At 70.4% G+C, this 25,869-nt stretch carries 29 protein-coding genes and 1 pseudogene; 8 read left to right on the top strand and 22 right to left on the bottom strand.

The features are described from left to right. Nucleotides 1-83: 83 nt before the first annotated feature. The 3 genes and pseudogenes from ACH4N1_RS20765 to ACH4N1_RS20755 all read right to left on the bottom strand — a co-directional run. Nucleotides 84-449, bottom strand: a pseudogene (locus ACH4N1_RS20765) (SAM-dependent methyltransferase); the annotation flags it as partial. Between the two features lie 4 nt (nt 450-453). Beyond that, a complete protein-coding gene (locus ACH4N1_RS20760; RefSeq protein WP_398098932.1) occupies nt 454-1,329 on the bottom strand; it encodes an LLM class flavin-dependent oxidoreductase in 876 nt (291 codons plus the stop codon). A gap of 41 nt (nt 1,330-1,370) precedes the next feature. Next, nucleotides 1,371-1,970: a dihydrofolate reductase family protein gene (locus ACH4N1_RS20755; RefSeq protein WP_398098931.1), complete on the bottom strand. Its 600-nt coding sequence runs from the start codon at nt 1,968-1,970 to the stop codon at nt 1,371-1,373. 190 nt (nt 1,971-2,160) lie between these two features. On the opposite strand from ACH4N1_RS20755, the gene ACH4N1_RS20750 reads away from it, so the two are divergent. Continuing rightward, a complete protein-coding gene (locus tag ACH4N1_RS20750) occupies nt 2,161-2,544 on the top strand; it encodes a DUF192 domain-containing protein (protein WP_398098930.1) in 384 nt (127 codons plus the stop codon). A 26-nt stretch (nt 2,545-2,570) separates the two neighbouring features. On the opposite strand, the gene ACH4N1_RS20745 is transcribed toward ACH4N1_RS20750, so the two are convergent. Beyond that, nucleotides 2,571-3,392 carry an NAD(P)H-binding protein gene (locus ACH4N1_RS20745; protein WP_398098928.1) on the bottom strand — a complete coding sequence of 274 codons (822 nt, stop codon included), beginning with the start codon at nt 3,390-3,392 and terminating at the stop codon, nt 2,571-2,573. An 87-nt stretch (nt 3,393-3,479) separates the two neighbouring features. On the opposite strand from ACH4N1_RS20745, the gene ACH4N1_RS20740 reads away from it, so the two are divergent. The 4 genes from ACH4N1_RS20740 to ACH4N1_RS20725 all read left to right on the top strand — a co-directional run bounded on the left by ACH4N1_RS20740 (nt 3,480) and on the right by ACH4N1_RS20725 (nt 8,010). After that, nucleotides 3,480-3,899, top strand: coding sequence for a winged helix-turn-helix transcriptional regulator (locus ACH4N1_RS20740; protein ID WP_398098926.1), 420 nt, complete (start codon nt 3,480-3,482; stop codon nt 3,897-3,899). 664 nt (nt 3,900-4,563) lie between these two features. Next, on the top strand, nt 4,564-5,040 hold the full coding sequence (locus tag ACH4N1_RS20735; RefSeq protein ID WP_398098924.1) for a hypothetical protein: 477 nt from the start codon (nt 4,564-4,566) through the stop codon (nt 5,038-5,040). Between the two features lie 16 nt (nt 5,041-5,056). Beyond that, nucleotides 5,057-7,348, top strand: coding sequence for a hypothetical protein (locus ACH4N1_RS20730; protein ID WP_398098922.1), 2,292 nt, complete (start codon nt 5,057-5,059; stop codon nt 7,346-7,348). A gap of 35 nt (nt 7,349-7,383) precedes the next feature. Continuing rightward, nucleotides 7,384-8,010, top strand: coding sequence for a hypothetical protein (locus ACH4N1_RS20725; protein ID WP_398098921.1), 627 nt, complete (start codon nt 7,384-7,386; stop codon nt 8,008-8,010). A 357-nt stretch (nt 8,011-8,367) separates the two neighbouring features. Here ACH4N1_RS20725 and ACH4N1_RS20720 read toward each other — a convergent pair whose 3' ends face one another. After that, on the bottom strand, nt 8,368-8,526 hold the full coding sequence (locus ACH4N1_RS20720; protein ID WP_398098919.1) for a hypothetical protein: 159 nt from the start codon (nt 8,524-8,526) through the stop codon (nt 8,368-8,370). Between the two features lie 56 nt (nt 8,527-8,582). Beyond that, nucleotides 8,583-8,831 carry a hypothetical protein gene (locus tag ACH4N1_RS20715; protein ID WP_398098918.1) on the bottom strand — a complete coding sequence of 83 codons (249 nt, stop codon included), beginning with the start codon at nt 8,829-8,831 and terminating at the stop codon, nt 8,583-8,585. Nucleotides 8,832-8,977: 146 nt separating this feature from the next. Between ACH4N1_RS20715 and ACH4N1_RS20710 the strand changes: the two genes are divergently transcribed. After that, on the top strand, nt 8,978-9,283 hold the full coding sequence (locus tag ACH4N1_RS20710) for a GntR family transcriptional regulator (protein ID WP_398098916.1): 306 nt from the start codon (nt 8,978-8,980) through the stop codon (nt 9,281-9,283). A 206-nt stretch (nt 9,284-9,489) separates the two neighbouring features. Here the strand turns inward: ACH4N1_RS20710 and ACH4N1_RS20705 are convergent, their stop codons facing one another. Then, entirely contained in the window at nt 9,490-9,819 is a 330-nt protein-coding gene (locus ACH4N1_RS20705; RefSeq protein ID WP_398098915.1) for a helix-turn-helix domain-containing protein, read from the bottom strand. Continuing rightward, on the bottom strand, nt 9,816-10,187 hold the full coding sequence (locus ACH4N1_RS20700) for a type II toxin-antitoxin system RelE/ParE family toxin (RefSeq protein WP_398098913.1): 372 nt from the start codon (nt 10,185-10,187) through the stop codon (nt 9,816-9,818). Before ACH4N1_RS20700 ends, ACH4N1_RS20705 begins: the two co-directional genes overlap by 4 nt. 101 nt (nt 10,188-10,288) lie before the next feature. Here ACH4N1_RS20700 and ACH4N1_RS20695 point away from each other — a divergent pair, with 101 nt between their 5' ends. After that, nucleotides 10,289-11,800: a S1 RNA-binding domain-containing protein gene (locus ACH4N1_RS20695; protein WP_398098912.1), complete on the top strand. Its 1,512-nt coding sequence runs from the start codon at nt 10,289-10,291 to the stop codon at nt 11,798-11,800. A gap of 381 nt (nt 11,801-12,181) precedes the next feature. On the opposite strand, the gene ACH4N1_RS20690 is transcribed toward ACH4N1_RS20695, so the two are convergent. The 14 genes from ACH4N1_RS20690 to ACH4N1_RS20625 form a co-directional block, all read right to left on the bottom strand. Beyond that, the gene (locus ACH4N1_RS20690; protein ID WP_398098911.1) at nt 12,182-12,808 is read right to left on the bottom strand and encodes an OmpA family protein; all 627 of its coding nucleotides are present in this window, start codon (nt 12,806-12,808) and stop codon (nt 12,182-12,184) included. 7 nt (nt 12,809-12,815) lie between these two features. Further along, nucleotides 12,816-13,397: a hypothetical protein gene (locus ACH4N1_RS20685; protein ID WP_398098910.1), complete on the bottom strand. Its 582-nt coding sequence runs from the start codon at nt 13,395-13,397 to the stop codon at nt 12,816-12,818. A gap of 34 nt (nt 13,398-13,431) precedes the next feature. Next, nucleotides 13,432-14,028 (bottom strand): pilus assembly protein TadG-related protein, encoded by a 597-nt coding sequence (locus ACH4N1_RS20680; RefSeq protein ID WP_398099181.1) that lies wholly within the window; start codon nt 14,026-14,028, stop codon nt 13,432-13,434. Then, entirely contained in the window at nt 14,025-14,255 is a 231-nt protein-coding gene (locus tag ACH4N1_RS20675; RefSeq protein ID WP_398098908.1) for a Flp family type IVb pilin, read from the bottom strand. Before ACH4N1_RS20675 ends, ACH4N1_RS20680 begins: the two co-directional genes overlap by 4 nt. 114 nt (nt 14,256-14,369) lie before the next feature. After that, nucleotides 14,370-15,146 carry a response regulator gene (locus ACH4N1_RS20670; RefSeq protein WP_398098906.1) on the bottom strand — a complete coding sequence of 259 codons (777 nt, stop codon included), beginning with the start codon at nt 15,144-15,146 and terminating at the stop codon, nt 14,370-14,372. Nucleotides 15,147-15,196: 50 nt separating this feature from the next. Then, entirely contained in the window at nt 15,197-16,627 is a 1,431-nt protein-coding gene (locus tag ACH4N1_RS20665; protein ID WP_398099179.1) for a sensor histidine kinase, read from the bottom strand. An 18-nt stretch (nt 16,628-16,645) separates the two neighbouring features. Beyond that, a complete protein-coding gene (locus ACH4N1_RS20660) occupies nt 16,646-17,533 on the bottom strand; it encodes a DUF5936 domain-containing protein (protein WP_398098904.1) in 888 nt (295 codons plus the stop codon). Nucleotides 17,534-17,607: 74 nt separating this feature from the next. Next, entirely contained in the window at nt 17,608-18,552 is a 945-nt protein-coding gene (locus tag ACH4N1_RS20655; RefSeq protein ID WP_398098902.1) for a type II secretion system F family protein, read from the bottom strand. Nucleotides 18,553-18,623: 71 nt separating this feature from the next. Further along, nucleotides 18,624-19,961 carry a CpaF family protein gene (locus ACH4N1_RS20650; RefSeq protein WP_398098900.1) on the bottom strand — a complete coding sequence of 446 codons (1,338 nt, stop codon included), beginning with the start codon at nt 19,959-19,961 and terminating at the stop codon, nt 18,624-18,626. A 16-nt stretch (nt 19,962-19,977) separates the two neighbouring features. After that, nucleotides 19,978-20,364 (bottom strand): TadE/TadG family type IV pilus assembly protein, encoded by a 387-nt coding sequence (locus ACH4N1_RS20645; protein WP_398098898.1) that lies wholly within the window; start codon nt 20,362-20,364, stop codon nt 19,978-19,980. 1 nt (nt 20,365) lies between these two features. After that, nucleotides 20,366-20,698: a pilus assembly protein gene (locus tag ACH4N1_RS20640; RefSeq protein WP_398098896.1), complete on the bottom strand. Its 333-nt coding sequence runs from the start codon at nt 20,696-20,698 to the stop codon at nt 20,366-20,368. A 178-nt stretch (nt 20,699-20,876) separates the two neighbouring features. Beyond that, the gene (locus ACH4N1_RS20635) at nt 20,877-22,133 is read right to left on the bottom strand and encodes a CpaE family protein (protein ID WP_398098894.1); all 1,257 of its coding nucleotides are present in this window, start codon (nt 22,131-22,133) and stop codon (nt 20,877-20,879) included. Nucleotides 22,134-22,144: 11 nt separating this feature from the next. After that, on the bottom strand, nt 22,145-22,852 hold the full coding sequence (cpaB, locus tag ACH4N1_RS20630) for a Flp pilus assembly protein CpaB (protein ID WP_398098892.1): 708 nt from the start codon (nt 22,850-22,852) through the stop codon (nt 22,145-22,147). 147 nt (nt 22,853-22,999) lie between these two features. Beyond that, complete coding sequence (locus ACH4N1_RS20625; RefSeq protein WP_398098890.1) at nt 23,000-23,890, bottom strand: hypothetical protein; 891 nt, start codon at nt 23,888-23,890, stop codon at nt 23,000-23,002. Between the two features lie 240 nt (nt 23,891-24,130). On the opposite strand from ACH4N1_RS20625, the gene ACH4N1_RS20620 reads away from it, so the two are divergent. Next, entirely contained in the window at nt 24,131-25,834 is a 1,704-nt protein-coding gene (locus ACH4N1_RS20620) for a chitinase (protein ID WP_398098889.1), read from the top strand. The last annotated feature ends 35 nt before the right edge of the window (nt 25,835-25,869 follow it).

The raw sequence follows: 25,869 nt of genomic DNA, 5'->3' as shown, positions 1-25,869 counted from the left end.
GGAGTGCCGGGCGCACCGCGGGGCGGCGTCGGCACGCACCGCGGACCGGCCTCGGACGTACGACGGGGCAGCCTCGGGACGTACTACCGGGCCGGTCTGCGGGCGTCGACGAGGTGGCGGGTGCTGTGCGCCACGAAGGGCCCCTCCGACTCGATCCGCTCGTGCAGGGAACGGAGTTGCTCCTCGTACCGGTCCACGGTGAAGCCGGGCACCATCCACACCACCTTGCGCAGGAAGTGGACGACGGCGGCGATGTCGTGGAACTCGACGCGCAGCCGTTCCGCCCGCAGGTCGACGATCTCCAGGCCGGCCGCCTCGGCTTCGGCGCATTCGCGGTCGGGGGGGCGGACGGCGCTCACCTCGTCGGGCAGCGGACCGAGGAAGTGCTCGACCAGCTCGAAGACACTGCGCGAGCCGACGTGCTGGGCGAAGTAACCGCCGCCCGGTTCATGGTCACCTCACCAGGGGCCGTACGTCGTCGCCCACGAACCGGATGAAGCCCTCGGGGTCGGGTTCGTCGGCGGTCGGCAGGAGGACGACCGTGTCGGCGCCCGCCTCGGCGTACCGCGTGACCCGCTCGGCGACCTCGGCCGCGTCCCCGGCGACGCCCAGGCCGGGCACGTCGGAGAGGCCGGTCGTGACCAGTTCGCGCCGGAGGCGGGCGGCGGCGTCCTCGCCGGTGGCGGTGAAGAGATAGACGACGATCTTGTGCGGGGCGGCGTCCCGGCCGGCCGCCGCCCTGCCCTCCGCCACCAGCCGACGGGCCTCGCGCACGCCCTCCGGGGTGAAGACCTCGTTGAGGACCGTGCCGTCCGCGACCTCGCCGGACAGCCGCAGGGTGCGCGGGCCGATCCCGCCGACCAGCACCTCGGCCCCGCCCGGCGGCGGCCAGTCGAGGGCGACGTCGTCCAGCGTGACGTACCGCCCCCGGGTCGTGATCCGCTCTCCGTCCAGCAGGCCGCGCAGGGCGAGGGTGTACTCGCGCAGCAGGGTCAGCGGGGAGGCGGGGCGGGCGCCGACCTGGCCCATCCAGTCCTGGACGCCGTGGCCGATGCCGAGGCTGACGCGGCCGGGGAACATCCGGTGCAGGGTGGCGGCCTCCATCGCGGTGACGGCGACGTTGCGCAGCGGCACCGGCAGCAGGCCCACCCCGATCCGGACCCGCTCGGTCCAGGCGAGCGCGGCCGCGGCGGCCGAGATCCCGGCCTCGCGGAAACAGTCCTCGAAGACCCACAGCTCGTCGAGTCCGGTGGCGTCCGCGAGACGGGCGATCGTGCGGAGCCGTTCCGGGGGCAGCTGCGGGCGGAAGATGGCGCCGAGTTCGGTCATGATCTCTTCCTATCCGGGCCGTCCCCGTCCGGACAACTCCTTTACCGCGCAGCCGAGTCGGCGGGTCCGTGGGGCTCACCACCGCCGCGTTCGTGGTGCAGCAGGACGACGCCGTTGCCGAAGGTGCGGGTCCCGGCCAGACGGAGACCGGCCGGGACGGAACCCTCCGCGAACAGCGGGGTGCCGCCGCCGACGAGCACCGGATGGACGTAGATCCGGAACGCGTCGACGAGCCCCTGCCGCAGGAAGGCGGCCGCCAGGTGCGCGCCGCCGAGGACCAGTTCCCCGCCGGGCCGCTCCTTGAGGGCGCGCACCTCCTCCGGTACGACGTCCCGCACGACGGTCGTGTTCCAGTCGGCGTGCTCCAAGGTCCGCGAGTACACGATCTTCGGCTTCTCCCGCCAGATCCCGGCGAACTCGGCCATGGGGGCGGGGGCTTCGGGGTCCTGGTCGGCCGTGGGCCAGAAGCCGGCCATCAGCTCGTGGGTGACCCGGCCGCTCAGGAAGGCGCCCGCCTCGCGGAGGGTGTCGTTGAAGTGCTGGTGCAGTTCCTCGTCGACGCGGTGCCAGGAGATGTCCCGGCCGGGCCCCTCCATGTACCCGTCGACGGAGACGGAGGCGGTCAGGACGATGTCACGCATGGCGGTGCTCCTCGCTGGTCCTCGGCCCCCTCTGCTCACGGTGTCACGGGAGGGGATGTGGTGGGGGCGGGTCGGGGATACCGTCGGGCGTGTCGTGTCGGGTCGTGTCGTCGTGTCGTGGGAGTCGGTACCGGGGGTGCTGGGCTCGCGGGCCGGCGGTGGATCGGGTCTGGGGGGGGCGGGGACGGGTATGGGACGGCGGTTCCGGGACGGGCGGGGGCGGCTGGTCGTGCGGGGTGCGGGCGGGGCGGCGGTGACGGTCCCGTTGGAGATCGCGGCCTCGTACCGCGCCCGGACGAGGGGCCTGCTGGGGCGGGACGCGGTCGAGGGCGCGCTGCTGCTCTCCCCCGCCGGCAGCGTGCACACCTTCGGCATGCGGATGCCCATCGACGTCGCCTACCTGGACCGCCGGCTGACCGTCCTGTCCGTCCGCACCATGCGCCCGGGACGGCTGGGCCTGCCCCGGCCGAGGTCACGTCATGTGCTGGAGGCGGAGGCGGGGGTCATGGCGGGGTGGGGGGTGCGGGTGGGAGCCCGTATCGAGGTGGAGGCCGATTTCGGGCGCTCTGCGTGAGAGCGTGAGAGCGTGAGGGACCGCTGCTAGCGGCTTGCTTCCGGCCGGGTGGCGGACGCGGCCGCAACGGCCGTGGCCAGTGGGTCGCGGGCCGGGCGGCCGAGAAGTCCGGTGAGGTCGGAGGCGGTGCCGTCCAGGAAGCCGTGCCGGACGCCCGTGGCGATCGAGGCGAGCATGGGCGGCTGGAACGGCAGGAGCCCCGGCGTCTCCTCGAGGAGCCTGCGCCGGTACTCACCCAGTCCGATCGTGCGGTGCGGGACCCCGAGCCGGTCGGCCACCTGCCCCGCCGTGATCGGCGTACCGACAAGGTCGTAGACGTGCCCGCCGTGTCGGGCCGGATCCGCCGCGACGGCCGCCGCGGCGTCGGCGAGGTCCTCCCGCGCGACGGCCGCCAGGGCACCGTCCCCGAACGCGGACTCCACCCCGTCGTCGGCCCACATCAGCAGGCCGCCGAAGAGTTCGGCGTACAGGCCGTTGCGCAGGATCGTCCACGGCAGTCCGCTCGCCCGCACCAGGCGCTCGGTGGCACGGTGCGCGAGCGCGAAGCCGAGATGGTCGCCGGCGGTGGTCAGGCTCGTGTAGACGACGTGGCCGACACCGTCGCGCACGGCGGCCTCCAGGACCGCCGCGTGCCGCCCGACGACCCGGTCGTCCTCCGCGTAACCGGCGGAGACCAGCACCAGGGTCGACACCCCGGTGAGGACGAGGCTCGCGTGGTCGTCGAAGTCGAGGTGCCGCGTCCCCTCGCCCGGCGTGCGGCTGCCACCCGTCGCGGCGGCGCCGCCGGCCCGCAGCGCCGCGAGGGTCGCCGAGCCGAGGTTCCCGTTCGCTCCCGTCACCAGGATCATGTCGATCGCAGCCTTCCGTCGTGGTTCTCATCGGTAACTACGCTTGATCCTTGATCGCGCCCCCACCGGCTTCAAGAAGGCAGTTCGATGTCACTCACGCACACCGGGGTAACCACCCCCGCCGACCTCGCCCCCTGCGGCCGCGAAGACCACCCCGACTGCGGCATCCGCGACGTCCTGGACCGCATCGGCGACAAGTGGTCGGTGCTCGTGATCGTCGAACTCGCGGGCGGACCGCGCCGGTTCCGCGAACTGCAGCGCGCCGTCGACGGCATCTCCCAGCGCATGCTCACCCTCACCGTCCGCAGGCTCGAACGCGACGGCCTCGTGCTGCGCACCGTGTACCCGACCGTCCCGGCCCAGGTCGACTACCGCCTGACCGGGACCGGAGCCGGCCTGACCCACCTGGTCAAGGCACTCGCCGACTGGTCGCTCGCCCACCGTGCCGCCATCGCGGAAGCACGGCACGCCTACGACCGGACCCACCCCGACCACGACATCCGCTGACGAGGAACGCCGTCACCCCGCACCGGGCGTCCGGCACGGAGACACCGTCGACAACGCCATGACCTGCGGCAGTTGACGGCCGGTCCATACGACTCGGGTGGCCGAGGCCGTGAACGCGGACGGCGTTCCGCTTCCTGATCTGCTGGACATCAGGCCACGCCGAGACGTTCGATGCGCGGGTTCCTGCTCACGGTGCCGCAGGAGGGGCGTAGTAGGGGTGGTGGTCGCGGTGAGATTCGAGACCGGGGTCGAAGGCAATTCCGGCCACGGCGCGTGATGAGCGACTTCGCTCTGACACGACTGGTGGCTACAGTCGCCGATGGAACATCGTGTGTTTCGCGCTTGGCTCCACGGAGGCGTTGTGTCACCGCGTGAGGATGGGTCTGTGGCAGCGGCGGCGTCATGACCTGTCCCGCCCGTTCGACGCGGCGCTGGAAAAGGCCTGCTCCGAATCGGCGGTCGCCGGACCCGGGGCGACGACGGGATACCTCGGCTGCCGACAGGCACGGCGGATGCCGTGCCCCCCGGCCGTCGAGGCACCTGCTTCACGCCAATTCCCTCATGTTCCCGTGTGCCCGTGTGACCGAAGCGTTCATACACCCCACGCTGCCAGGAGCACCAAGGCAGAGGCAGCACGACGACGGGTCGCAAGGAGGGTCCACGCATGGCGTGGGAGGAGTGGGAGCAGATCAAGGCCGCCGCGGGGGAACCGAACCACACGCGGATGCAGCTCAACCAACTGCCGGTGGACCAGGGGCCGGGCGGCGTGGCCGGTGATCTGGTGGTGAACCAGGACGACCTCGGCGCGGTCGGCCACGAGGCCTACCTGCTGTGGGACGAACTGCGCACGACGTCGGACATCGCGGGGGCGGGGGCCGACAAGAGTGGCGCCGGATCCACCGGCCAGGCGGCGAGCACCCTGACGTCGCACGGTTTCGCCATGGGCGCGGCACTGACCAGGACGGTGGAGATCTGGACCTCGCAGTCGAAGTCGGTGCTCCAGGCATGCGCGCACATCTCCAACCACCTCGACTTCACCAAGAAGCTGCACGCCGAGGACGACGCGAAGATCGCCGCCCAGACAGCGGCCGTAGACGGCGGCTCCTTGTCCGTGTCGGTCCTGAGCAAGTACTTCCAGTAGGCGGAGGAACGAACCTGTGGCGCTCACGTACACGGACCTCATCGAGGTCGACCTGGGCAGACTGGGCACGGCCGTCTCCGACTGGGACAGCACCGTGAAAGGGCTGAAGAAGCTGGCGGAGAGTGCCCGTACGGGGATGCTGGCGAAGTCGGACGCGGCGCGCTGGGCGGGCGTGAACGCCACGGTCACCAGGGGGTTCGTCGCGGAGACGGCGAAGGAGGTCGCCGACCTGCACGCCGAGGCCAGCAGCATCCATCGGGTCCTCGACGACGCCCACACCGAACTCGTCTCGCTCCAGAAGCAGATCAGAGCCGCGCAGGCCGACGTGCAGAAGTGGGGCATCAGCGTCCAGGACTACGGCGACGGCACCCTCCACTGTGTCTACCCGCACGTCCGGGGCGACACGGACGTGCACACCAAGGAGGAGAACGAGGCCAGGGACGAACTGGAGGGCCGGATCAACCGGATCCTCGCCCACGCCTCTGAGGTCGACGCCTCCGTCACCCGCGCGCTGAACAAGAGCCACGGCAACGACGACCACAACGCCGGGCACAGCTCGTACGAGTCCCTCGACGACGCCCAGGCCGAGCGCGCGTCCGAACTGGCGAAACTCGGACCGAAGATGACCGACAAGCAGTACATGGAACTGAACTCCATCATGAGGTTCAACGCCAGGGACTCGGACTTCTCGACGGACTTCTACAAGTCGCTCGGCGGCCCCAAGGACGCACTCGAGTTCTACGGCCGCATGTCGCTGGACGGCACGGCCGGGGACGACAAAGAGCGGCTGGCCTTGACACGGCAGCTCCAGAAGAACATGGGCCTGGCCCTGGCGTCGGCGACCGACCCGGACAACAGGTCTCACCTACCGGCCAGTTGGTCCTCGGAGTTCCGGAAACTGGGCACACAACAGATCCCGCTCTACTCCGCGGGCAGCGCGCCGTACGGCTACCAGATCCTGGGCGGAATGCTGCGCTACGGCAACTACGACGCGCGGTTCATCAACCCCATCGCCGAGCACATCGTCCAGTTACACCGCAAGGACCCCTACCGGTTCATGGAGAACAAGCCCATGTCCGCGGGCTACGACCTCGACTGGGGCTTCAACCCGTCGGGAAAGAACGGCACCGGCTACGACCCGCTGACCAGCGTCCTGGAAGGCCTCGGGCACAGCCCTGAGGCCGCTAAGAAGTTCTTCACCGACGCGCCGACCGTGTACAGGGAGGACGGCACGGTCGACAAGGACGCGACGCTCGGTGACTTCTCCTACTTCGACGAACTGAACCGGCAAGACTTCGAATGGGCCCCGGACAGCCTGGCCCACCCCAGCAGCGACGAGGCGAAGCACGCACGCGAGACGGGCCCGGACGCCCTCGGCCACGCGCTGGAGGCCGCGACGACGGGGGCGGCGTGGGATGCGGATCCGCCGATGTTGCATCGGGACGAACAGACTGCCGATCTCATGGAGAAGGTGATCAACCGCTACAACGTAGCCTCCGAGGACGGGCCGCCGCCCGAGGTCATGAAGGACAGCCTGGCCCGCATGGGCGCGGCGTACATCGACGACCTCAACTATTCCGTTCTGGACTTCGGTGACACGGGCGATGAGTTGGGGCGTGACCGAATCTTCGGTGACAGCAGCGACGGTTCGGCTCGTCGGACCTTCGGCCAGGAGGATGCACGGAACTTCATGATGCTGGTCGCCGGGGACGAGGAGGGATACCAGACCCTGTCCGCCGCCCAGCAGGTCTACACGGCGAGCGGGCTCGCCTTTCACGAGGACAACCGCGACGACGGACTAGCCTTCGCCCACAACTCGGCCAAAGTCAACGGAATCCTCGACGAGTCCCGGGCGCATCAGATCCGCGAGGACTTCAAGGACGACGAGACCGCCAGAAGCCTGGAGATGGGGAAGCAGGGCGAATGGCGCAAGACATTGATGACTGGCGCCGTCACGGCGGTCGCCGCCGGCGGCACGGCATTGGTCCTGGGTCCGGCCGCCGGCGTCGTGGCGACCACCGCCGTTCCGGTTCTGCTGGAATCGGGCGCCTCCACGGTCAGCACGGCCTACGGCAACCACACGATGCAGTATCTCCAGGACAACGAATACAAGAACGATCCGGAGGCTCTGAGGAAGGTCCAGGGTTTGGAGGCTGTCGGCGAACACGGAGCTTGGTTGCCCGTCTACAACTACGCCGACGCGATCGGTATGACACAGGAGGAAAAGCTCGTTCTCAACCGGGAGATCGAGGGATCATACAGAGATGGGAAAGATGCCATCTCGGATGCGGAGAAGGTGTCGTCGTGAGGTGTGCGGGATGGGCGTTTCCAATGGTCGGTGCAGTGGTTGCGACGATGGCCTTGCTCTCCGCCTGCTCTGGTTCGGGAGAGGGGGACAGCCGTCAGGACAGGAACGATGCCCCCATCGGCTGGAAGACATGTAACGCACTGTTCGGTGCCAAGAAGATCGACGCGCTTCAGGAGGAGATGGGGGAAGGGACTCTACAGACCTTGAACCAAGCCTTCCCAATGAATGAGTTGACGTCCGGTTGGGCACATAGTGCACGATCCTGGAAACCTGGCGAGAATGCACACTTCGCGACGCAGCCATGCGACCTGGGAATCGACGAAACGGGCAAGCGGTTCTACTCCTATGTGAGCTGGTCTCTCTCCTCAGTGGAACACCTCAAGTCCGAGGAGGGCTGGGAATCTGCGGGAAAAGACCTGTATGTTCGCCGCGAGGAGAACGGCCTGCACCTCACCGCGGTGTTCCCCTGCAAGATCAAGGGATCTCACAAGGATCAGGAAGCCGAGCTCCCTATCGAAATCGAGACCAGGGTCAGAAACGTAGCCGAATTCGACACTGGGCTGCTCAGCCAAATGACCGCCCAGCTCGCCCATAACGTGGCGGCCGAGCTGTCGTGCACCAACGATCCCGACATTCCGGGTGACTTGCAGATCAGCAAGTAAGCCGCTCCTTTGCGTTCTGCCAACCGAGCACAATAGAAGGTTGCACTGCGGCGGTCGATGCGCGGTCGAGGCCGAGGCGACGCGTCGGCCGCCCCGGTCCACGCGGTAGATGCGGAGCGTCAGGCGGGAGGTGCCCGGCTCGGTGGAGTGCCGGCGTTCACCGTGGCTCCTCCCCCGCAGGCGGGCGGTGACAGGCGCAGCCGCAGCGGCGCACCAGCAGCAGGCCTCCGCCGTGCGGGAGCGGGACATCCCGTAGGCGGCCGCACGCGCCGTGCACGTCCTCGTATCCGGGCCTGCGCGCCAGGGCGCACTCGGGCGACAGCTCGCGCCGGTCCGCCGCCGGGCCGGGCGGCGCGGTCACTGCTGGTCCCCGGTTCGGCGGGGCGGCCGCGGGGCGGTGAGGACGTCCGGCTGCGGCGGGTAGTGCGCGGCGCACGCCTGGCACGCGTACACGACGAAGCCCGGCCCCGAGTTCTGGTGCACCACGGCGACCACCACCGGCGTTTCCGTGGTCACCTCGCAGCGCACGCACATCCGCACCGGCGGGCGGGGCTTCCTGCCTTCCGCCCCCATCAGGCCGCCCTCTCCGCCGCGAGCACGTACGGGCGGACCGGGGCGGTGCGGGCGCCGTCGAGCAGCACGGGCAGCCCGTACGGGGAACGGGCTGCGGGGAGCGGTACGATCACGGGGCCGGGCCGGCTCTCCGGAACGCGGGCCGGGGCCGTCGCGGCGGGGCACGTACCCGCCCGTCGCCTGCCGGTGCCGGGCCCGAACACGGCCAGGGTCCAGCGCAGCAGCGCGTGGATAATGCTCACTGTCATCAGCTCCTTGAAAGCTGGTGGTCATGCCCCGGGGCCGTTCGCGCGGTCGCCGGGGTCTCGTCTGCGCAGGATCCCACTAAGCCATGTAGAGCTATGTATAGCTCTCTATAGATTCGTGCAGCTCAGTACCGACCTATGTTGCCCTTGTGAGTGACCGCAGCGAGGTGCCCGACTTCAACCCGCAGGGACCCCAGCTCATCTACGTCGCCGTCGCCGACCACGTCGAGGCGAGGATTCGAAGCGGGGAACTCCAGCCCGGCGCCCGCCTGCCCTCGGAGCGCGATCTCGCTCAGGAGTACGGCGTCGCCTACCTCACCGTCCGACGGGCCGCCCAGGTCCTGCGCGAACGAGGGCTCGTCGAGACCGTTCACGGGCGTGGGACCTTCGTCGCCGACCCACTGCCCGAATCAGCCCCGAGCGCGCCGGGCAAGGGCGAGGGACCGGTCGGCTGAGCGATCTGTAGGATCTCGCGATCTGTGGCATCGAGCGACGCGCTGACCTGCGCCGCCGCCTCGTGTCTCACCAGGCGACCGGCAAGATCAGTCTCATATCGCTGTCAGATCCTCGCCAGCCCGCTTGGCCCTGGCAAGCCAGGTTGCCGCATTGCCGACGCGCCGTCCGAGCGCGGTCCGTTAGGAGTTCACGGGGCGATGAGGTGTCAGGCCACCTGCACTGAGGACTCGTCCCACTCCAGACGCACCGTGATCCGCCCACCCAGCACGGCCGCATAGGCGCGCAGCATTTCCAGACTGTCGATCTGACCGTGCTCGATCTGCGAGACGCGCGCCTGACTGACCTTGAGCCTGGCCGCCATGTCTCGCTGCGTCAGCCCTGCCTTCCGGCGCAGCTCGGCCAATTCATGCCCCCGGATGCGGGCCTTGCTCTCTTCCCGGAGGGCGGTGCGCTGTTCCTCGGCCTCAGCCGTGGCCAGCTCCGGATGGCGCGACAACGCCTCCGCGCGAACCTCGGACCACGAACGTCCCTTCACTGCGCACCTCCGCGTTCACGCTCTGCCAGGAAATCTGCGTATCTCAGTTCGGCGACGGGGATACTGTCGCGGTACCAGTCGGACCAACGGCCGGACTTGTCACCCGCCACGAGAATGATCGCCTCGCGCTCAGGGTCAAATACAAACAGCATGCGCATCTCCGTGTGCCCGCTCGAACCTGGACGCAGCTCCTTGAGATTGTGCAATCGGCTGCCATGGATCCGGTCGACCATCGGCCGCCCGAGGTTCGGCCCTTCCTGCGCCAGGAAATCCAACGCATCCGTGATGCGGTTGGCGCTCTCCGGATCGTCTTCGCACAGCTTGAGAAACCAGGTCTCCACCGGCTCCAGCAGCGTGATCTCCCACATAGAGAGAACTTAAGCTCCAGCTTATCTTCCCAGGGGGGGGTACCGCCAGCCTTCACCACATCGGGTGAGCCACACCTCGACGGGTGCTGAAAGATGGGGATGTGCTCCCCTACGTCTATCGCATCACCAAGTACGACCCCGCCGACCGCGACGAACGCGGCTGCTACGCCGGCGCCGAGGACACGGTCAGCGATCATGGCCAGGTCGAGGCGGCCTGTCTTCAAGCGGTCGAGGCCTTTGCCGTGGGCACCGGCATCGGTCACCTGGCCGTTCGCGAGCCGCAGGTCTCGTCCCTCGTGCACTTCGGTGTCGAGCAGCCACTGGAGGGCTTCGGGCTGGACGGACTCTTCCCGACCGGCCTGTCTGGATTCCACGATGGGGCAGAGGTGCCGCTCGACATCGGACTGGCACTGGTGCGGGTCATGCTGCGCGACAGCGGCGCCTGGTATCGGCTGGAGGCGGAGGCTGCCTTCGCGGTGCACGTGGGGTGGGACCAGTACCTCTACATCGGCAGCAGCCGGCGCTGCGAGGAGGCACTGGCCCGGACTCGTGTGCTCGGGCTGTTCCCGGAACGCGTGGATGCATCTCCCTACAGCGTGGAAACCGATGGCGAAGACGTCCAGCGGCCCGGCGACGACGATTTCTGGGCCGGTCTGCGCTGGGCCGTCGCCTCGTGCCGTGCCGGAATCCTGGAGGAGATATACGTCGAAGGCGCCTCGCGGTGGCACCGCCTCACCCGTGACAACGTCGACACGGTGCGTGCCGGCCTCGCTCCCCGCGCTCGGCTGGCCGTCTGGCCGGACCTGTCCTCCGACATCGACGCGGTCCTCGGTGCCCTCCCCGCCGAGGGCCTGGTGGAATGCGTCTGGCAGGACGAGGACGGTCGGCTGCAGAGTGCCGTTGTCGACGAGGACGAGTTCCCGGAGCTGGCCACCCGGATGTCCGGTGCCGGCGCCGCGGCGCTTCTCCCCCTGTACGCCGATGAGCGTGTCCCTTTGTTCACCGGCGTCATGCCCGACAGCGACGGAGTGGTACGGGCTCGCTGGCGGACCGAGCCGACGCCGAGCGACCGGAACTGGGCCCTCCTCAAGACCCTCCACCGAGGTGAGATCGTCACTGGCACCGTGACCCGGATCGCCACCTTCGGCGTCACCTTCGTGGACATCGGCGGCTTCGAGGCGATGATCAATATCCCTGAGTTGTCATGGCGTCCTGTCAACCACCCCTCCGACGTCGTTGCCGTCGGTCAGGAGATCCGCGCCGAAATCCTCGATGTCGACCCGATCCGCGACCGCGTGTCACTGTCGCTCAAGGCCCTGCACGAAGATCCGCTGCCGCTGCTGACCGGACAGATCGGCCAGACCGTCGTCGGCCACGTCACCAAGCTCGTACCGTTCGGTGCGTTCGTTCGCATTGAAGAGATGGAGAGCGGTTTCGAGGGGCTGGTGCACAACTCCGAACTGGGCGAGAGGCACCCGGACCATCCGCAGCCGGCCGTCCAAGTCGGTGACGCACTACCGGTCAAGATTCTGGACATCGACCTGGTTCAGCGCCGCATCACGCTCTCGCACCGGCAAGCGATCTCCGCTGGCCAGGACGAACCTGGTGCCTGACAGCACACATGCACCGGAGCCCGACGCTCGCAGACGCGTCGAAATCCCTGGATTCTCACGGCATTGGCCCACCGCAGGTGTACTCGGTCAAGGTCTTCGAGGTGCTGAGACCACCACCCTCGATCGGACTGCCGGTCCTGGAGCCAGGACACTAAGTCGACTTCCGGTTCTGCTTCCCCTCCCGCATCGGCGTAGGGGGCCGCGCATCCGTCTCCCAGCCACCGGACCCGACTGGATCACCAACCTTGCCACCCGAACAGGTGACGCTCTGACCTGCAGGTCTCACGGTGGCCGTACAAGTGCTGCCACTGTGCAGTTCTCGCTGAGATCGTGCAGCGAGTTCTGAGACCCTACAGGTCGGCCGGCTGAGCGAACGGCCCGTCAGCCCGCCGTCCTCGGGAACGTGACCTCCACTCGGCGGTTCTTCTTGCGGCCTGCCTCCGAGGCGTTGTCGGCGATGGGGTACTGCTCGCCGTAGCCACGCACCTCGAAAACGACGTTCGCGTCGTTCAGATCGCCGGCGAGGGCGGCCTGGACCGCGTTCGCGCGCTGCTTCGACAGGACGTCGCCGTGGGCGGAGGAACCGAGGTTGTCGGTGAAGCCGAAGACCCGGATCCGGGTGGCGTTCTGCTTCTTGATCTCCGCGGCGATCCCGGCGATGCGGGCCTTCGCGTCGGCGCTGAGCTTGGCACTGTCCTTGCCGAAGAGGACCTCCGCCTGGAGGGCGAACTTCACGTCCGCGTTGGTGTCCTCCCGCCGTTCGTCCCCGGTCTCGTCCTCGACGACCTGCTTGATGTCGAGCACCTTGGGCTCCGCGAGGGTGGCGCCCTCGGGCAGCTTGAGGTCGGGGTCGTTGGGGTCCACTTCCACGGGGGCGGTGGCGGTGGGTTCGGTGCCCGGCGGGACGCTGGGGTCGTCGGCGCGGGCGGGGGGTGCGGTCACGAGGAGCAGGGTGGCCGCGAGCAGGGCCAGGGGCAGCCGGCGGGGTGCGAGTCCGGTGGGGGTCATCGGGGGCTCACCCGGAGATCTTGATGACCGCGCTGGGGAACAGCGGCAGTTGGAAGGAGACGTCGGCCGTGTCGGCGGGCGGCGACGGGAACTGGAGGAACACGTCGATGGTTTCCCCGGCCTTGAGCGTCGAGAAGCCCGTCGTCGTCAGGGGGCGGCCCTCGGTGTCGCGGAGGACGTAGTAGCGCTTCTTGCTCTTGGAGTCGACGAGGGTGGCTCCGCCGAGGGATCGGCCGTTGTTCATGATCTCGGTCTCGTTGCCGCTCAACTCCAGTGGAATAACTGCTACTTCCGAGCCGTCATTCTTCAGAACACCGTTCACCGTCACGAAGCCGCCAGAGTCGCGCGCGGCAGAAGTGATCTGAAGGAGAAGCCCGCCGGGCCCCTTCACCTCCGCCAACGGATCATCGGACTGACCCTCCTGAGGGTCCGGCTGCGATCCACCGGTCGTGGAAGCGGACGACGAGCTTTCGGGCTTCTTGTCGTCGCCCCCACCCCCGCCGCACGCTGCCGAACCGAGGGCCAGCCCGGCCACGGCGGCCAGCGCGACCATCCCCCTGCGGGCTTTCCCGGTGAACCGCATGCTCATCACTCTGCTTCCTTCTCCACTCGTCGTTCGCGCGTCAGTCGGCCAGGTGGACGTCGAAGAGGTCTTCGGGCCCGGGGAGATCGCCGAGGGCGTCAGGATCCAGCTCCCAGTCCCCGTCCTCGCAAGTGAGCTTCGGCAGTACGTCCTCATCGGCATCCTCACCCGGGAGCTCGAACGCGCACAGTGGTTCGATCACGGCGACGGCGTCAGCGTGCGCCTTCGTGGTACTCGTGGCCGGAATGACGGAATCCCCCGCCGTCTTGTTCGCCTGGACGGTGACACGGAATCGCAGCCGGTCCGGGGAGCAGTCGTCCACAGTGGCATCGTTCTGTGCGGCAAGCTCGTGGGCGCGCCAGCAAGGGTCAGGAAGCCCCAACCCGTCGCCGTCGAAGATGTCCTGCCATTTCGTGGGATCGAGAACGTCCTCCACCCACAGGCCCGCAAGTCCGTCCCTGGTCTCCTGCGCGGCCGCCAGCGCCGCCGCGTCGGCGGCGGTCTGGGCGCCGTTGCGGTTCACCGCGGCCTGGCCGACCGCGAAGTACGCGAACGCGAGAAAGAGCAGGCCCGCCACCACCGTGAGGTAGATGGGGAAGACCTGCCCTGCGTCGCCGCGCGCGCGTAAAGGCGTCAGGGAGCCACCTTGGCGATCTGAGCTGTGAGCTTGTTGACGATGGTCGCCCCCAGGTTCGTGTTCGCGATCAGCACCACGATCGCCACCACCACCGCGATGATGCCCAGGTACTCGACCGCGGTCTGTCCCCGGTCGCCGCGGCGACGGGCGGCCCGGGCCGTCGTGTTCTTCCAGCCGCTCACCCGGACCTTGGCCGCGACGACGGTCTTCAGCATGAGGTCGCTCATGGCGTTCCCCTCCGTTTGAGGCGTTACCGGCATGAGGAACGTAGGGCGGGACGGCAGTCCCGGCGGAGGGTCCCAGGGCCCAATCGCGGGCCCAACCGGGGGTGCGGCGGCTCGTCACGGGGTCACCGCCGTTCCCAGCCACTTGGCCGCCGCTTCGGAACGGCTGGTGCTGTGGAGCTTGGCGAAGATGCGGTTGATGTGGTTCTTGACCGTCTTCTCGCTGATGAAGCAGGCGGCGGCGATCTGCTGGTTGGTCAGGCCCGCCGCGATCAGGTCCATGATCTCCGCCTCCCTCGCGCTGAGTTGGTGTGCCCCGACCGACTGTCCCACAAGGGGTTGCACATGCGAAAGCCGTTCTCGGTAAGTCGCGGGCGATAAGGTTTCTGAAGGGGCGTCATCATGTGCAGTCGCATCGGAGGAGCGGAGGTGGGCGAGCACCGCCGTCGCCGCCGTGGGGGTGAAGTGGGCCCGCCCGGCCACGATGTCCCGGATGGCGGAGAGAAGTTCCGTGACGGTGAACTCGCCGTGCACCAGGTAGCCGCCCGCCCCGCGCCGCAGGGCCTCCTGGACGACCTCCGACTCGCTGCTGTAGGTGAGCATCACGACGGGGGCGATCCGCACCAGGTGGGGCAGCGCCGAGAGGCCGTCCACGCCGGGCATGCGGACGTCGAGCAGGACGAGGTCGGGGCGGTGGTGGAGGGCGGCCTCGTAGGCCTGGCGGCCGTCGGCGGCCTCGGCGACCACCGTGATGTCCTCCACGCCGGAGAGGAGAGCGGTCAGGCCGGCGCGGACCACGGGGTTGTCGTCGGCCACCACCACACGCACCGGCGTGGACGGGGGCGGCGGTGCGAAGGCGTCACCCAGGGGGGTGGCGGGCGGCTGGTCCGGCATCGGGCGGCCTCCTCTCGGGGGGCGGGTGGTCGGGGTGTACGGCGTGCCGGTCATGGTGTCGAGGCCGTGACCGCCGCGAGCGGAAGTTCCAGGAACACTCCGGTGCCGCGGGGGTGAAGACCGTCGCCGAAGCGGAGGCGGGCACCGACGGTCGCGGCCCGCTCCGCCATGCCGACGAGTCCGAAGTGCCCGGTGCGGCGCAGCTGTTCGAGGTCTGTGCCGGGCGGCAGGCCGGGTCCGTCGTCGAGGACGCCGACGTCGAGGAGCCCGTCGCGCACGCCTGCCCGTACCTCGACGCGGGTGGGGTGGGCGTGCCGGTGGGCGTTCTCCATGGCCTCCGCGGCGATGGTCAGCAGGTGTCGGGCCACCGCGGGCGGGACGGGGAGCTCGGTGCGGTCGCCCGTGGGGTGGTAGGTGGCGGGCAGGCCGGTCCGGTCGGCGAAGGCGCGGGTGTGGGCGGCCAGTTCGCGCAGGAGGTCGACGCCCTGGTCCGGGTCCGTCTCGCGGCGCAGGTCGGTGAGGAGTTCGCGGGACTCGGCGGCGGCGCGGCGGGCGGCGCGGGCGACCAGTTCGGCCTGTTGCCGGACGCGGTCCGGGTCCATGGTCGCCGACCCGGCCGAACGGGCCAGGCCGTCCGCCGCGAGGGCCACGCCGTGCAGGGTCTTGGCGACGGAGTCGTGCATCTCGCGCGCCAGCCGGGCGCGTTCGGCCGCGACCGCCTGGGTCACGGCCAGCCGGGCCTTGACCGTGGTCAGGGCCAGGGTCGCGGTGCCGAAGCGGAGCATGAGGCCGCGCAGGGCTGAGCCCACGGCCCCGGTGATGACGCAGAAGCCGGGGAGCAGCAGCCTCTCCGCGAGGCCGGCGCCGGACTCCCGTTCCAGGGTGGTGTGGACCAGCAGCAGGATCAGCGACTGGAGCGAGGCGAAACCCGCGGCGCCCCGCCAGCCGTAGACGATGCCGGCGAGGAGGGGGGTGCAGACGCTGACGTAGGCGAGCGTGGTGTCGGGGCCCGCGGAGATCAGCAGCAGGGTGCCGAAGAGGGTGTCCACGGCGAGCAGGGTGGGGTGGCGCAGCAGGAGGGGGCCGAAGCGTTCCCAGTCCCGGAAGAGGACGTAGGAGCCCATGAAGGTGATGACCACGGCTGCGCCGACCAGGCGGGTCCCCAGGCCCGGTGAGGCGTTGAGGAGGGCGGCCGGGGCGGCCAGGGCGATCATGGCGAGCCGGAAGCCGAAGACCTGGCGGCACATCGCCTGGAGCGCGTTGACCTGGAGCGGCAGGGGTGGCTCGGCCTCCCGCCGCGCGGCCGGGGGCTCGGCCGCGGGCGCGCCGTCGCGGGCGGCGGTGGCGCGGACGGCGGCGGCACCGGGGGCGTCCGCGAGGTCCGGACCCGCGGCGGGAACGCCGGCCGCCGCGGCGGCTTCCTCCGTCCGTGCACGGCGGCGGCGCAGCAGGCCGCCGCGTCGCCCCGGAGTGGCCGTCATGGCCGTCATCCCGCTCACCTACTCGCCCGTGATCGAGCTGAAGTCCGTGCCGGAGCCCAGCAGCATGCCCGCGCCGAGGAGGAGCATCGTGGCCGGGACCATGAACGTCGTGATCATCAGCGTGGCCTTGGGGACCGCGCGGGCGGCCTTGCGGCGGGCGTTCTGGGCGTCCGTGCGGCGCATGTCCTTGGCGATCGCGACCAGCGTGTCGACGATCGGCGCGCCCAGTTCCTCGCCCTGCTGGAGTGCGGTGACGAACATGGCGACCTGCTCGGAGTCGTTGCGGCGGCGGAGTTCGGCGAAGGCGTCGCGGCGGCTCATACCGAGGTCCATCTGGCGGAGCGTGATCCGGATCTCGTCGGCCCAGGGGCCCGCGTACCGGGACGCCACCCGGTCGAGGGCCTGGCGGAAGCCGAGGCCCGCGCTCACGACGACGGCGAGGACGTCCAGGAAGTCCGGCAGGGTGCGTTCGATGGCGTCCCTGCGGACCCGGATCGCCGCCCAGATGCCGACCTCGGACCAGAACAGGCCGAACGCGGTCATGAGGAGGGCGAGGAAGAAGCTGCCCTGGAGCAGCGCGGCCAGGGCGCCGAGGGCGCCGATCGCCCCGTAGACCGCGCGGCGGGCCGCGTAGCGGTCGATCGTCAGGCCGCCGGGGTTGCCCGCGAGGTCGATCCTGCGGCGGTACCTGGCGACCTGCCGGGGTCCCATGAGCCGCAGGACCGCGGGGGCGTACCGCATGCCGAGGCGGTCGACGAGAGAGCCGACGGCACCGGTGCGGGTGGCGCCGACCTCCAGCGCCAGGGCGAGGTCGCTGGGCAGCTTCACCTCGGCGCGGTACATGCGCAGGCCGGCGAAGACGCCCCAGACGGCGAGGCCCATGACGAGTGCGAGCAGAAGTTCCATGGCGGTCGATTCCTCCCTCGGTCCCGAAGTCCCCGGTCCCCGGTAGCCGGTTCCCGGTCTCCGGCCTCCGGTCCTCAGACGTCGATGCGGGACATGCGGCGGATGAGGACGAAGCCGACGGCGTACAGGGCGAAGGCGATGATCACGCTGGCCTGGCCGGCGGCCGATCCCGTCATGCGGTCGAGGGTGCCGTCCGCGACGCTGTCCATGAGGAACAGGGCGCCCACCCCCAGCGCAGGCACCGCGTAGGAGGTCATGTTCACCTGGGACAGCTGGGTACGGACCTCGCGGCGGGTCTCCTTGCGCTCCTCCAGCGTCTCCGTGAGGTTGCGCAGGGCGCCCACCACCTGGCCGCCGGCCCGGTTGGACAGGACGAGGGTGGTGACCAGGACGACGAGTTCGCGGGAGGGGAGGCGGTCGGCGAGTTCGCCGAGGGCGTCGTCCAGGGAGTGGCCGACGGCCAGTTGGTTGGCGACCTTGGCCAGCTCCTCGCCGGCGGGGGCCTCCAGTTCCTCCGCTGCCATGCCGATCGCGGTGCGCAGGGCGAGGCCCGCGTTGGTGGCGTTGGCCAGGATGCGGGCCAGTTCGGGGAGTTGGTTGATGAAGCGTTCGATGCGTTTCTGGCGCTGCCAGTTGAGGAACTGCCAGGCGGCCCAGATGCCGAGCAGTCCGGCCAGGGGGCCGAAGAAGGGCGCCAGGGTGGCCTGGCCGATCAGCCACAGGGCCGCGACCGCCGTCAGCATGTAGGCGAGGAACTCGCCCGGCGTCACGTCCAGGCCGGTGGCCGTCAGCCGCAGTTCCAGGGTGCGGCCGAGGTCGGTGCGGCGCAGGCGGCGGTCCAGGGTGCGGAAGCGGCGCCGGCGGCCGGCCGGGGGGACCTGGCCGGTGGCGGTGAGGCGGTCGACGAGGGCGGCCCGCTGGGCGCGGCCCCGCCCGTAGGTGTGCACGCCCGCGACGGCCAGGCAGCAGGTCAGCAGACTCACGCCGGTGGTGAGGGTGATCAGGTTCTGGAGGGTCATGTGGGGTCCTGCCTGTCCTGTCCTGTTCCGTTTCCGTCCTGGCCGCGCTGTCGCGAAGGTCTGCTGTCGGGCTATCGGGCTTCTCTGGTGGTCAGCTCGTCGAGCGTGCGGGCCACTCCGAAGGCCTGCGGGATCGGCTGGCTCGCCATGTAGAGGCGGTCGGCGGTGCGGCGCGGCAGCGGGTGGTAGGCGAAGGCGCCGTGGATGCGGCCGTCCGCGCCCATCGGCCGGGCGTTGAAGCGGGCGATGGTCGCCAGCCGGTACGGCTCCCCGCCGTGGCTGTCGAGCAGCGCGATCTCCGTCACCCGCCGGGTCCCGTCCGCGAAGCGGGTGAGCTGGACGATGACGTCCACCGCGCTGTTGATCTGGTCGTGCAGGGCGACGAACGGGATCTCGACGTCCGACATGGACGCCAGCGTCTGGAGCCGCATCAGCGCGTCCTCGGCGCTGTTGGCGTGGACGGTGGCCAGGGAGCCGTCGTGACCGGTCGACATCGCCTGGAGCATGTCCAGGGACTCGCCGCCGCGGACCTCGCCGACCACGATCCGGTCGGGACGCATGCGCAGCGAGTTGCGGACCAGGTCGCGGATGGTGATGCGGCCCTTGCCCTCGACGTTCGGGGGCCGGGACTCCAGACGGATGACGTGGGACTGCTGGAGCTGGAGTTCGGCCGAGTCCTCGATGGTGATGATGCGTTCGTGTTCCGGGATGAGCCCGGAGAGGGCGTTCAGGAGGGTCGTCTTCCCGGTGCCGGTCGCGCCGGAGACGATGATGTTGAACTTCGCCTGCACCAGTGCCGCCAGCAGGTACAGCATCGGCTCGTCCAGCGAGCCGAAGCCGATGAGTTCGTGCAGGGTGAAGGAGCGCGGGAAGCGGCGGATGGTGAGGGTGGGTCCGGTGAGGGACAGCGGGGGGATGATCACGTTGACGCGTTCGCCCGACGGGAGGCGGGCGTCGACCATCGGGTTGGTCTCGTCGACGCGGCGGTTGACCGTGGAGACGATGCGTTCGATCGTCTGCATGAGCTGGTCGTCGGAGGCGAAGCGCAGCGGCAGCTGTTCGACCCGGCCGACCCTTTCGACGAAGATCGCGTCCGGGCCGTTCACCATGATCTCGGTGATGGAGGCGTCCTCCAGGAGCGGTTCGAGGATGCCGAGGCCCAGCGCCTCGTCGACCACCCTGCGGATGAGCTGGGCGCGCTCCGTCGTGGACAGCACCGGGCCCTCGCGGCTGATGATGTGCCCCAGCACCCGTTCCAGACGGGCCCGGCGCTCGGCCGCCGCCAGCGCGCTCATCTCGGCGAGGTCGATCTCCTCCAGGAGTTTGGCCCGGTAGGAGGCGACCAGGTGGCCGTCCTCGCCCCGGCCGCCGTGCTCCTCGGGCGAGGTGATGCGTGCCCGCAGGCTCATGTCGAAAGCCCTTCCCTCAGTGGTCGACCGGCATGGTGGCCGTCTTGTGGGCCTCACCGAAGTCCCCGATGCCGGGGATGACGGAGGGGATGGTGACGGTGGAGGTGACGCGGACCTCGTCGCCCAGCCCCTCGGGGGCGCAGCTGGTGCCGCCGGCGAGCCAGGAACTGACCGCGCCCCGGCAGGCTCCCCCCGCGCCCTCGCCGAGCGACGCGCTGCGGGCCCCGGCCCTGGCCGCCGTACCCGCCTGCTGCGCCGCGTACGCGATCAGGCCCAGTTGTACGGCGGCCAGCGCGACGAGCAGCAGGATCGGCAGGAAGCCGAGGTACTCCAGGGCGACCTGTCCCCTGTCGCGTCCGAGGCGTCCGCGTACCCTGTCGCGTCCGAGGCGTCCGCGTCCCATGTCAGTCGCCGTCCTCTTCCTCTACGGCACCGGCGTGCCCCTTCACCTCGAACGGGAAGTCGATCGCGCCCGGGAAGAGGACCGGGACCCGGAGGGTGACGGTCGCCGTCACGTATCCGCCCGACGTCGGGCAGCTGACCGTGGCCCCGGAGCGCCACGCGTCCGACAGCTTGGCCAGTCCCGCCTGTTCGCACACGGCCTGCCGCTCCCCCCGCTGCGCCGCCGTCCCCGCCCGCACCGCCTCGTCGGCAGCATTCCCCGCGAGCGTGAACGTGTATCCCACGAGCACGAACTGCCACACCACCACCAAGGTCACGATGATGAGCGGGGTCATGCCGAGGAGCTCGACGGTGACCTGGCCCCGGTCGCCGCCACGCCGGCCCGGTACCGGTCGCCGTGATGCCGTACGCCATGGCACCGGACGCCGTAAAGCCGTACGCAGTAAAGCCTTACGCCATGGCACCGGATGCCGTGACGCCGTACGCCGTCGTGTCGCTCGCCCTGGTCTCACGTCACTCCCTCCTGCGGCGGAATCCCGCCGCCCCCCGGTCGCCGCCGCGCCCCGCCCGGCCGGACCTGCGGTGCTGCGAGCCCTCCGGGGCCGCGACGAGGCCGAGTTCACCCGCGAGGGCCCACATGGCCTGGCGGACGGTGCCCTTGGCGTCGAGGGCGTGGACGCGGCCGGCGTCCACGGCGGACTGGAGTTCCTTGAAGTTGGCGGGGACCGTGGTCGCCGCGACGGGCGTACCGGTGATCTTCTGGACGAGCGCGGGCTGGATCTCCGTGGCGCGGCTGTGGCGGTTGACGACGACCGTCGTCTCCTCGGCCTTGCGGATCTGGAGGCGGTCCCACATGCGGACGGTGCGTTTGGCGCCGCGGACGGCCACCACGTCGGGGGTGGTGACGAGCAGGGCGCGGTCGGCCATCTCGACCGCGGTGGCGCCGGCTCCGCCGAGCTGGGCGCCGCAGTCGACGACGACGACCTCGTAGCGGGAGCGCAGGGCGCCGATGATCTGGCGGGCGGCGCGGTCGGTGACCTCCTCGCCGCGTTCGCCCTCGCCGGGGGCGAGCAGCAGGGCCACGCCGGTGTCGTGGCGGAAGACTGCCTCGGCGAGGATGCGGGGCGAGAGGTCGGTGATCGCGGCGAGGTCGACGACCGAGCGGCGGAACTGGACGTCGAGGTAGGAGGCGACGTCGCCGGCCTGGAGGTCCAGGTCGACGAGGGCGGTGGGACGGCCGGAGGCCTGTGCGGCGAGGGCCAGCTGGACGGCGAGCAGGGTCGCGCCGACGCCTCCCTTGGCGCCGCTGACCGTGACGACGGTGCCGCCGGCGCCGGTGAACACGTCGCCGCCGTGGCCGAGATGGCGTCGTACGCCGACCGACCACTGGGCGACGGCCTGGACGCGGTGGGCGAGGTCCTCGTAGCCGAGGGGCAGGGTGACCAGGCCGCGGGCGCCGGCGTCCATGGCGGCGGAGAAGAGGCCGGGGCCGGCGTCGGTGGTGACGAGGATGACGCCGACCGCGGGGAAGCGCAGGGCGACGTCGCGGACCAGTTCCAGGGCGGGGACGGGACCGATGCGCTCGTGGACGATGACGACCTCGGGCAGTTCGTCCACCGACTCGGCGGCGAGGCGGGCGAGGGTGTCGACGAGCTGGGTGGAGTCGGCGACCGGGGTGACGGGTTCGGCGTCGGGGAGCTGGCTGAGCAGGCTGGTGAGGGAGCGGACCGCGTCCGCGTCGCCGACGGCCGGGAGGATCCTCGTGGGCATGGCGGCGGCCCTCACTTGTCCGTGACGAGTTCGTACGTGCGGTCCTTGTCGGGGACCGTGGTGGGAGTGCCGGGCGCCACCAGGGCGAGCCGGACGCGCTTGGCGAACGACTCGGCGTACGTGATGCGCTGGGCGTCGAGGGTGGACAGCGCGAAGGTGATGGGGACCGCCTCGGTGAGCCGCTGTCCGCGGTCGTCCTTGTCGGGGTTCAGGGCGCGCAGGTCGCCGACGTCGAGGACGCGGGCGTTGGTGACGATGATCTTCGACTGGTCGGGGTCGCTCTCGCGGGCGCCCTCGAAGGTGGCGTAGACGTTGACGGAGGACCCTGGGGTGATCTTCCCGGCGACGCCGGTCGCCGCGTCGATCATGATGGCGACCTCCTGCTGGCCGGCCTGGAGGGCGGGCTGGTCGACGATCATGTCGCTCTGGAGCAGGGAGCCCTTCTTCAGGGTCGTCACGGCGATCTTGCCGCGGATGCCCGCGAGGTCGGTCACCGCGTTCCCGGAGAGCCAGCGCTCGGGCATCTCGATCTTCTCGAACTGGTCCGCGGTCAGGGGTGCGTAGGGCGCCACGTCGGCCCTGACCCGGTAGGCGGTGACCTCGGGGCCGACCTTGGACTGCACGTCGTCGATGACGGAGAGGACGCCGGCGAAGGCGCCGAGGGCGCACAGAACCGACAGGAGCAGGAGGATCACGCCGCGGCGCTGACGGGAGTTCATGAACCGGTGCAACCTCGTTGGGGTCGGATCGAGCGGACGGTGGCGGGCGGGGGACGTGGCGGGCGGAGGACGTGGCGGGTGGCGGGCGGAGGAGCGTCGGCGGTTTCGCGTCCGGGATGGATCTCGCGGTCCGGGGTCCCGTCCGGCTCAGCCGCCCGTGGTGAGCGCGCGGTGCGGGGGGCCGCCGCCGGTGAGCGCGCGGGCGGGGCGGGGTTCGGAGGCGGACGGCGGGGTGGCGGAGCAGAAGACGCAGAGGTCGCCGATGACGTCGACGCCGCACCAGTGGCACACGGTCTGGCGGACCGAGGTGACCAGTTGGTAGAGGACCGACAGGTCGGGCAGGTAGGCGCAGAACTCGATCAGCTTGTCGGTGCCCCACCAGGCGGCGGACTCGGCGGGCGCCTCCGTCTCGCGCAGGCCCTGGGTCCGCCAGGCGGGGGCGAGGGTGCCGGTGACCCAGTCGGACTGGAGCCGGCCGCGGGCGACCAGCATCCAGGTGCCGAACTCGGGTCCGGGCAGGACCGCTTCCGGCCCGGCCTTCACCAGCTGGGGCTGGGGGTGTGCCAGTACGGCGAACTGGCTGCCGGGCATCCACGACCGGGCGTGCGAGGTCAGGCCGACGGGGACGCGGTCGAGGCGGGCCACGGAGGCGAGGAGCGCGCCGGCGTGGATGTAGTGCGTGAGCAGCCGGCCGGCCGAGGCGAGCACGCCGGGGCTGAGGTCGCAGGAGGCGAGCTGGCGCAACTGGCGTGCCAGGACGGCGAGCCCAAGGGGCGGCAGGTCCGGTTGGAACAGGGCGATGCGGTCGCTCTCCAGGAGCGAGCGGACGGTGTGCAGCCGCTGCTCGACGGCGGCGGGGACCGCCCGCGAGTACACGACGACGAGGTGCCCGTGCTGGTCGAGGAGGGTCTGGACGTCGGCGACGGCCTGGTCGAGGGGCCGGCGGTCCAGGCCGTCGAGCACGGCGGCGGGCACGGTGCGTTCGTCCTGCGGCGGCAGGGCCAGGTCGGCGCCGGTCACGGCAATGGCAGTTGGCACGCGCAGCTCCCCGATTCCCGCGGTCCGGTCCACCGGGAGTGACTCCGGCGCACCGAGGTGACTTCATTGCGTGACTACCTCAGCACTGTATCCACGCCTCTGTGGCCGGAGAACAGCTTTCCGTGACCCCCTGCGGACGGATCTTCGCGCAAGTCACTGCAAAACGGGGCAGGTTGCCCGCGCGGGCCCGCCGCCGACGGGCCCCTTGACAAGAGAATTGGTCTGGACCAATTTATTGTCATGTCCCCACTTAAAAGATCGGCCCGGCTCTGGTCGGGAGCCGTCACCGCCGCGCTCGCCCTCACCCTCGCGGGCACGGGCCAGGCGTCCGCCGCGGACGTCAACTCGGACGTCAACAACGCCAGGAACGCCGGCTTCGAGTCCGGCCTCGGCAACTGGACGTGTTCCGCGGGCAGCGGGACCACCGTCACCTCCCCCGTGCACGGCGGCACGGCCGCGCTGAAGGCGACCCCGGCGGGCCAGGACAACGCCCGCTGCACCCAGACGGTCGCCGTGCGGCCCAACTCCGCCTACACGCTGAGCGCCTGGGTCCAGGGCGGCTACGCCTACCTCGGCGCGACCGGCACCGGCACCACCGACGTCTCCACCTGGACGCCGGACTCCACCGCCTGGAAGCAGTTGTCGACGACGTTCTCCACCGGCGCGTCGACCACCTCGGTCACCATCTACCTGCACGGCTGGTACGGCCAGGCGGCCTACCTCGCCGACGACGTCTCGGTGTACGGCCCCGACGGCGGCGGGGGCACCGACCCGGCCCCCACGGTCCCGTCCGCCCCGGCCGGCCTCACCGTCTCCGCCACGACGACGTCGTCCGTCTCCCTGGCCTGGAACGCGGTCTCCGGCGCGACCGGGTACGGCGTCTACCGCGACGGTACGAAGGTGACGGCGGTGACCGGCACCTCGGCCACCGTGACCGGGCTCGCGGCGGCCACGTCGTACTCCTTCCAGGTCACCGCGACGAACGCGGCCGGCGAGTCGGTGAAATCGGCGGCGGTGACCGGGCGGACGGCCGCGACCGGACCGGGCGGCGGGGGCTCGGTGCCCAGGCACGCCGTGACCGGCTACTGGCAGAACTTCGACAACGGCGCGACGGTCCAGCGGATCTCCGACGTCCCCGACCGGTACGACATCATCGCGGTCGCCTTCGCCGACGCGACGACGACTCCGGGCGCGGTCACCTTCACCCTCGACTCGGCCGGTCTGAAGGGCTACACCGTCGACCAGTTCAAGGCCGACATCAAGGCCAAGCAGGCGGCCGGCAAGAAGGTGATCATCTCGGTCGGCGGCGAACGCGGCACGGTGACCGTCAACGACCCCACCTCCGCGACCAACTTCGCGAACTCCCTCCACACCCTGATGCAGACGTACGGCTTCGACGGCGTCGACATCGACCTGGAGAACGGCCTCGACGCGACCTACATGTCACAGGCGCTGCGCTCGCTGTCGGCGAAGGCGGGACCGTCCCTCGTCCTCACGATGGCCCCGCAGACCATCGACATGCAGTCGACGTCCAACTCCTACTTCCGGACGGCCCTCAACGTGAAGGACATCCTCACGGTCGTCAACATGCAGTACTACAACAGCGGTTCGATGCTGGGCTGCGACGGCAAGGTCTACAGCCAGGGCTCCGTGGACTTCCTCACCGCCCTGGCCTGCATCCAGCTCGAAGGCGGCCTCGCCCCCTCCCAGGTGGGCCTCGGCCTCCCCGCCTCCACCCGCGGCGCGGGCAGCGGCTACGTCTCCCCCACGGTCGTCAACAACGCCCTGGACTGCCTGACCAAGGGCACCTCCTGCGGCACCTTCAAACCGTCCCGCACCTACCCCGACCTCCGTGGCGCGATGACCTGGTCCACGAACTGGGACGCGACGGCGGGCAACGCGTGGTCGAACACGGTGGGGGCGCACGTGCACGGGCTGCCGTAACCCCGAGGACCCGGACGAGTGGCGGGAGCCCGGAG

Origin of the sequence: Streptomyces sp. NPDC017202 (assembly GCF_044331705.1) — a bacterium.
In the GTDB taxonomy this organism is placed as follows: domain Bacteria; phylum Actinomycetota; class Actinomycetes; order Streptomycetales; family Streptomycetaceae; genus Streptomyces.
The sequence above is the reverse complement of the archived record's forward strand: the minus strand, read 5'-3'. Positions and strand labels throughout refer to the sequence as shown.

Coding starts and splice junctions, on each gene's coding strand:
- ACH4N1_RS20760 (WP_398098932.1), bottom strand. CDS start 1,329: ATGACCGAACTCGGCGCCATCTTCCGCCCGCAGCTGCCCCCGGAACGG.
- ACH4N1_RS20755 (WP_398098931.1), bottom strand. CDS start 1,970: ATGCGTGACATCGTCCTGACCGCCTCCGTCTCCGTCGACGGGTACATG.
- ACH4N1_RS20750 (WP_398098930.1), top strand. CDS start 2,161: ATGGGACGGCGGTTCCGGGACGGGCGGGGGCGGCTGGTCGTGCGGGGT.
- ACH4N1_RS20745 (WP_398098928.1), bottom strand. CDS start 3,392: ATGATCCTGGTGACGGGAGCGAACGGGAACCTCGGCTCGGCGACCCTC.
- ACH4N1_RS20740 (WP_398098926.1), top strand. CDS start 3,480: ATGTCACTCACGCACACCGGGGTAACCACCCCCGCCGACCTCGCCCCC.
- ACH4N1_RS20735 (WP_398098924.1), top strand. CDS start 4,564: ATGGCGTGGGAGGAGTGGGAGCAGATCAAGGCCGCCGCGGGGGAACCG.
- ACH4N1_RS20715 (WP_398098918.1), bottom strand. CDS start 8,831: ATGACAGTGAGCATTATCCACGCGCTGCTGCGCTGGACCCTGGCCGTG.
- ACH4N1_RS20700 (WP_398098913.1), bottom strand. CDS start 10,187: ATGTGGGAGATCACGCTGCTGGAGCCGGTGGAGACCTGGTTTCTCAAG.
- ACH4N1_RS20690 (WP_398098911.1), bottom strand. CDS start 12,808: ATGACCCCCACCGGACTCGCACCCCGCCGGCTGCCCCTGGCCCTGCTC.
- ACH4N1_RS20685 (WP_398098910.1), bottom strand. CDS start 13,397: ATGAGCATGCGGTTCACCGGGAAAGCCCGCAGGGGGATGGTCGCGCTG.
- ACH4N1_RS20675 (WP_398098908.1), bottom strand. CDS start 14,255: ATGAGCGACCTCATGCTGAAGACCGTCGTCGCGGCCAAGGTCCGGGTG.
- ACH4N1_RS20670 (WP_398098906.1), bottom strand. CDS start 15,146: ATGCCGGACCAGCCGCCCGCCACCCCCCTGGGTGACGCCTTCGCACCG.
- ACH4N1_RS20665 (WP_398099179.1), bottom strand. CDS start 16,627: ATGACGGCCACTCCGGGGCGACGCGGCGGCCTGCTGCGCCGCCGCCGT.
- ACH4N1_RS20660 (WP_398098904.1), bottom strand. CDS start 17,533: ATGGAACTTCTGCTCGCACTCGTCATGGGCCTCGCCGTCTGGGGCGTC.
- ACH4N1_RS20655 (WP_398098902.1), bottom strand. CDS start 18,552: ATGACCCTCCAGAACCTGATCACCCTCACCACCGGCGTGAGTCTGCTG.
- ACH4N1_RS20650 (WP_398098900.1), bottom strand. CDS start 19,961: ATGAGCCTGCGGGCACGCATCACCTCGCCCGAGGAGCACGGCGGCCGG.
- ACH4N1_RS20645 (WP_398098898.1), bottom strand. CDS start 20,364: ATGGGACGCGGACGCCTCGGACGCGACAGGGTACGCGGACGCCTCGGA.
- ACH4N1_RS20640 (WP_398098896.1), bottom strand. CDS start 20,698: ATGACCCCGCTCATCATCGTGACCTTGGTGGTGGTGTGGCAGTTCGTG.
- ACH4N1_RS20635 (WP_398098894.1), bottom strand. CDS start 22,133: ATGCCCACGAGGATCCTCCCGGCCGTCGGCGACGCGGACGCGGTCCGC.
- cpaB (WP_398098892.1), bottom strand. CDS start 22,852: ATGAACTCCCGTCAGCGCCGCGGCGTGATCCTCCTGCTCCTGTCGGTT.
- ACH4N1_RS20620 (WP_398098889.1), top strand. CDS start 24,131: ATGTCCCCACTTAAAAGATCGGCCCGGCTCTGGTCGGGAGCCGTCACC.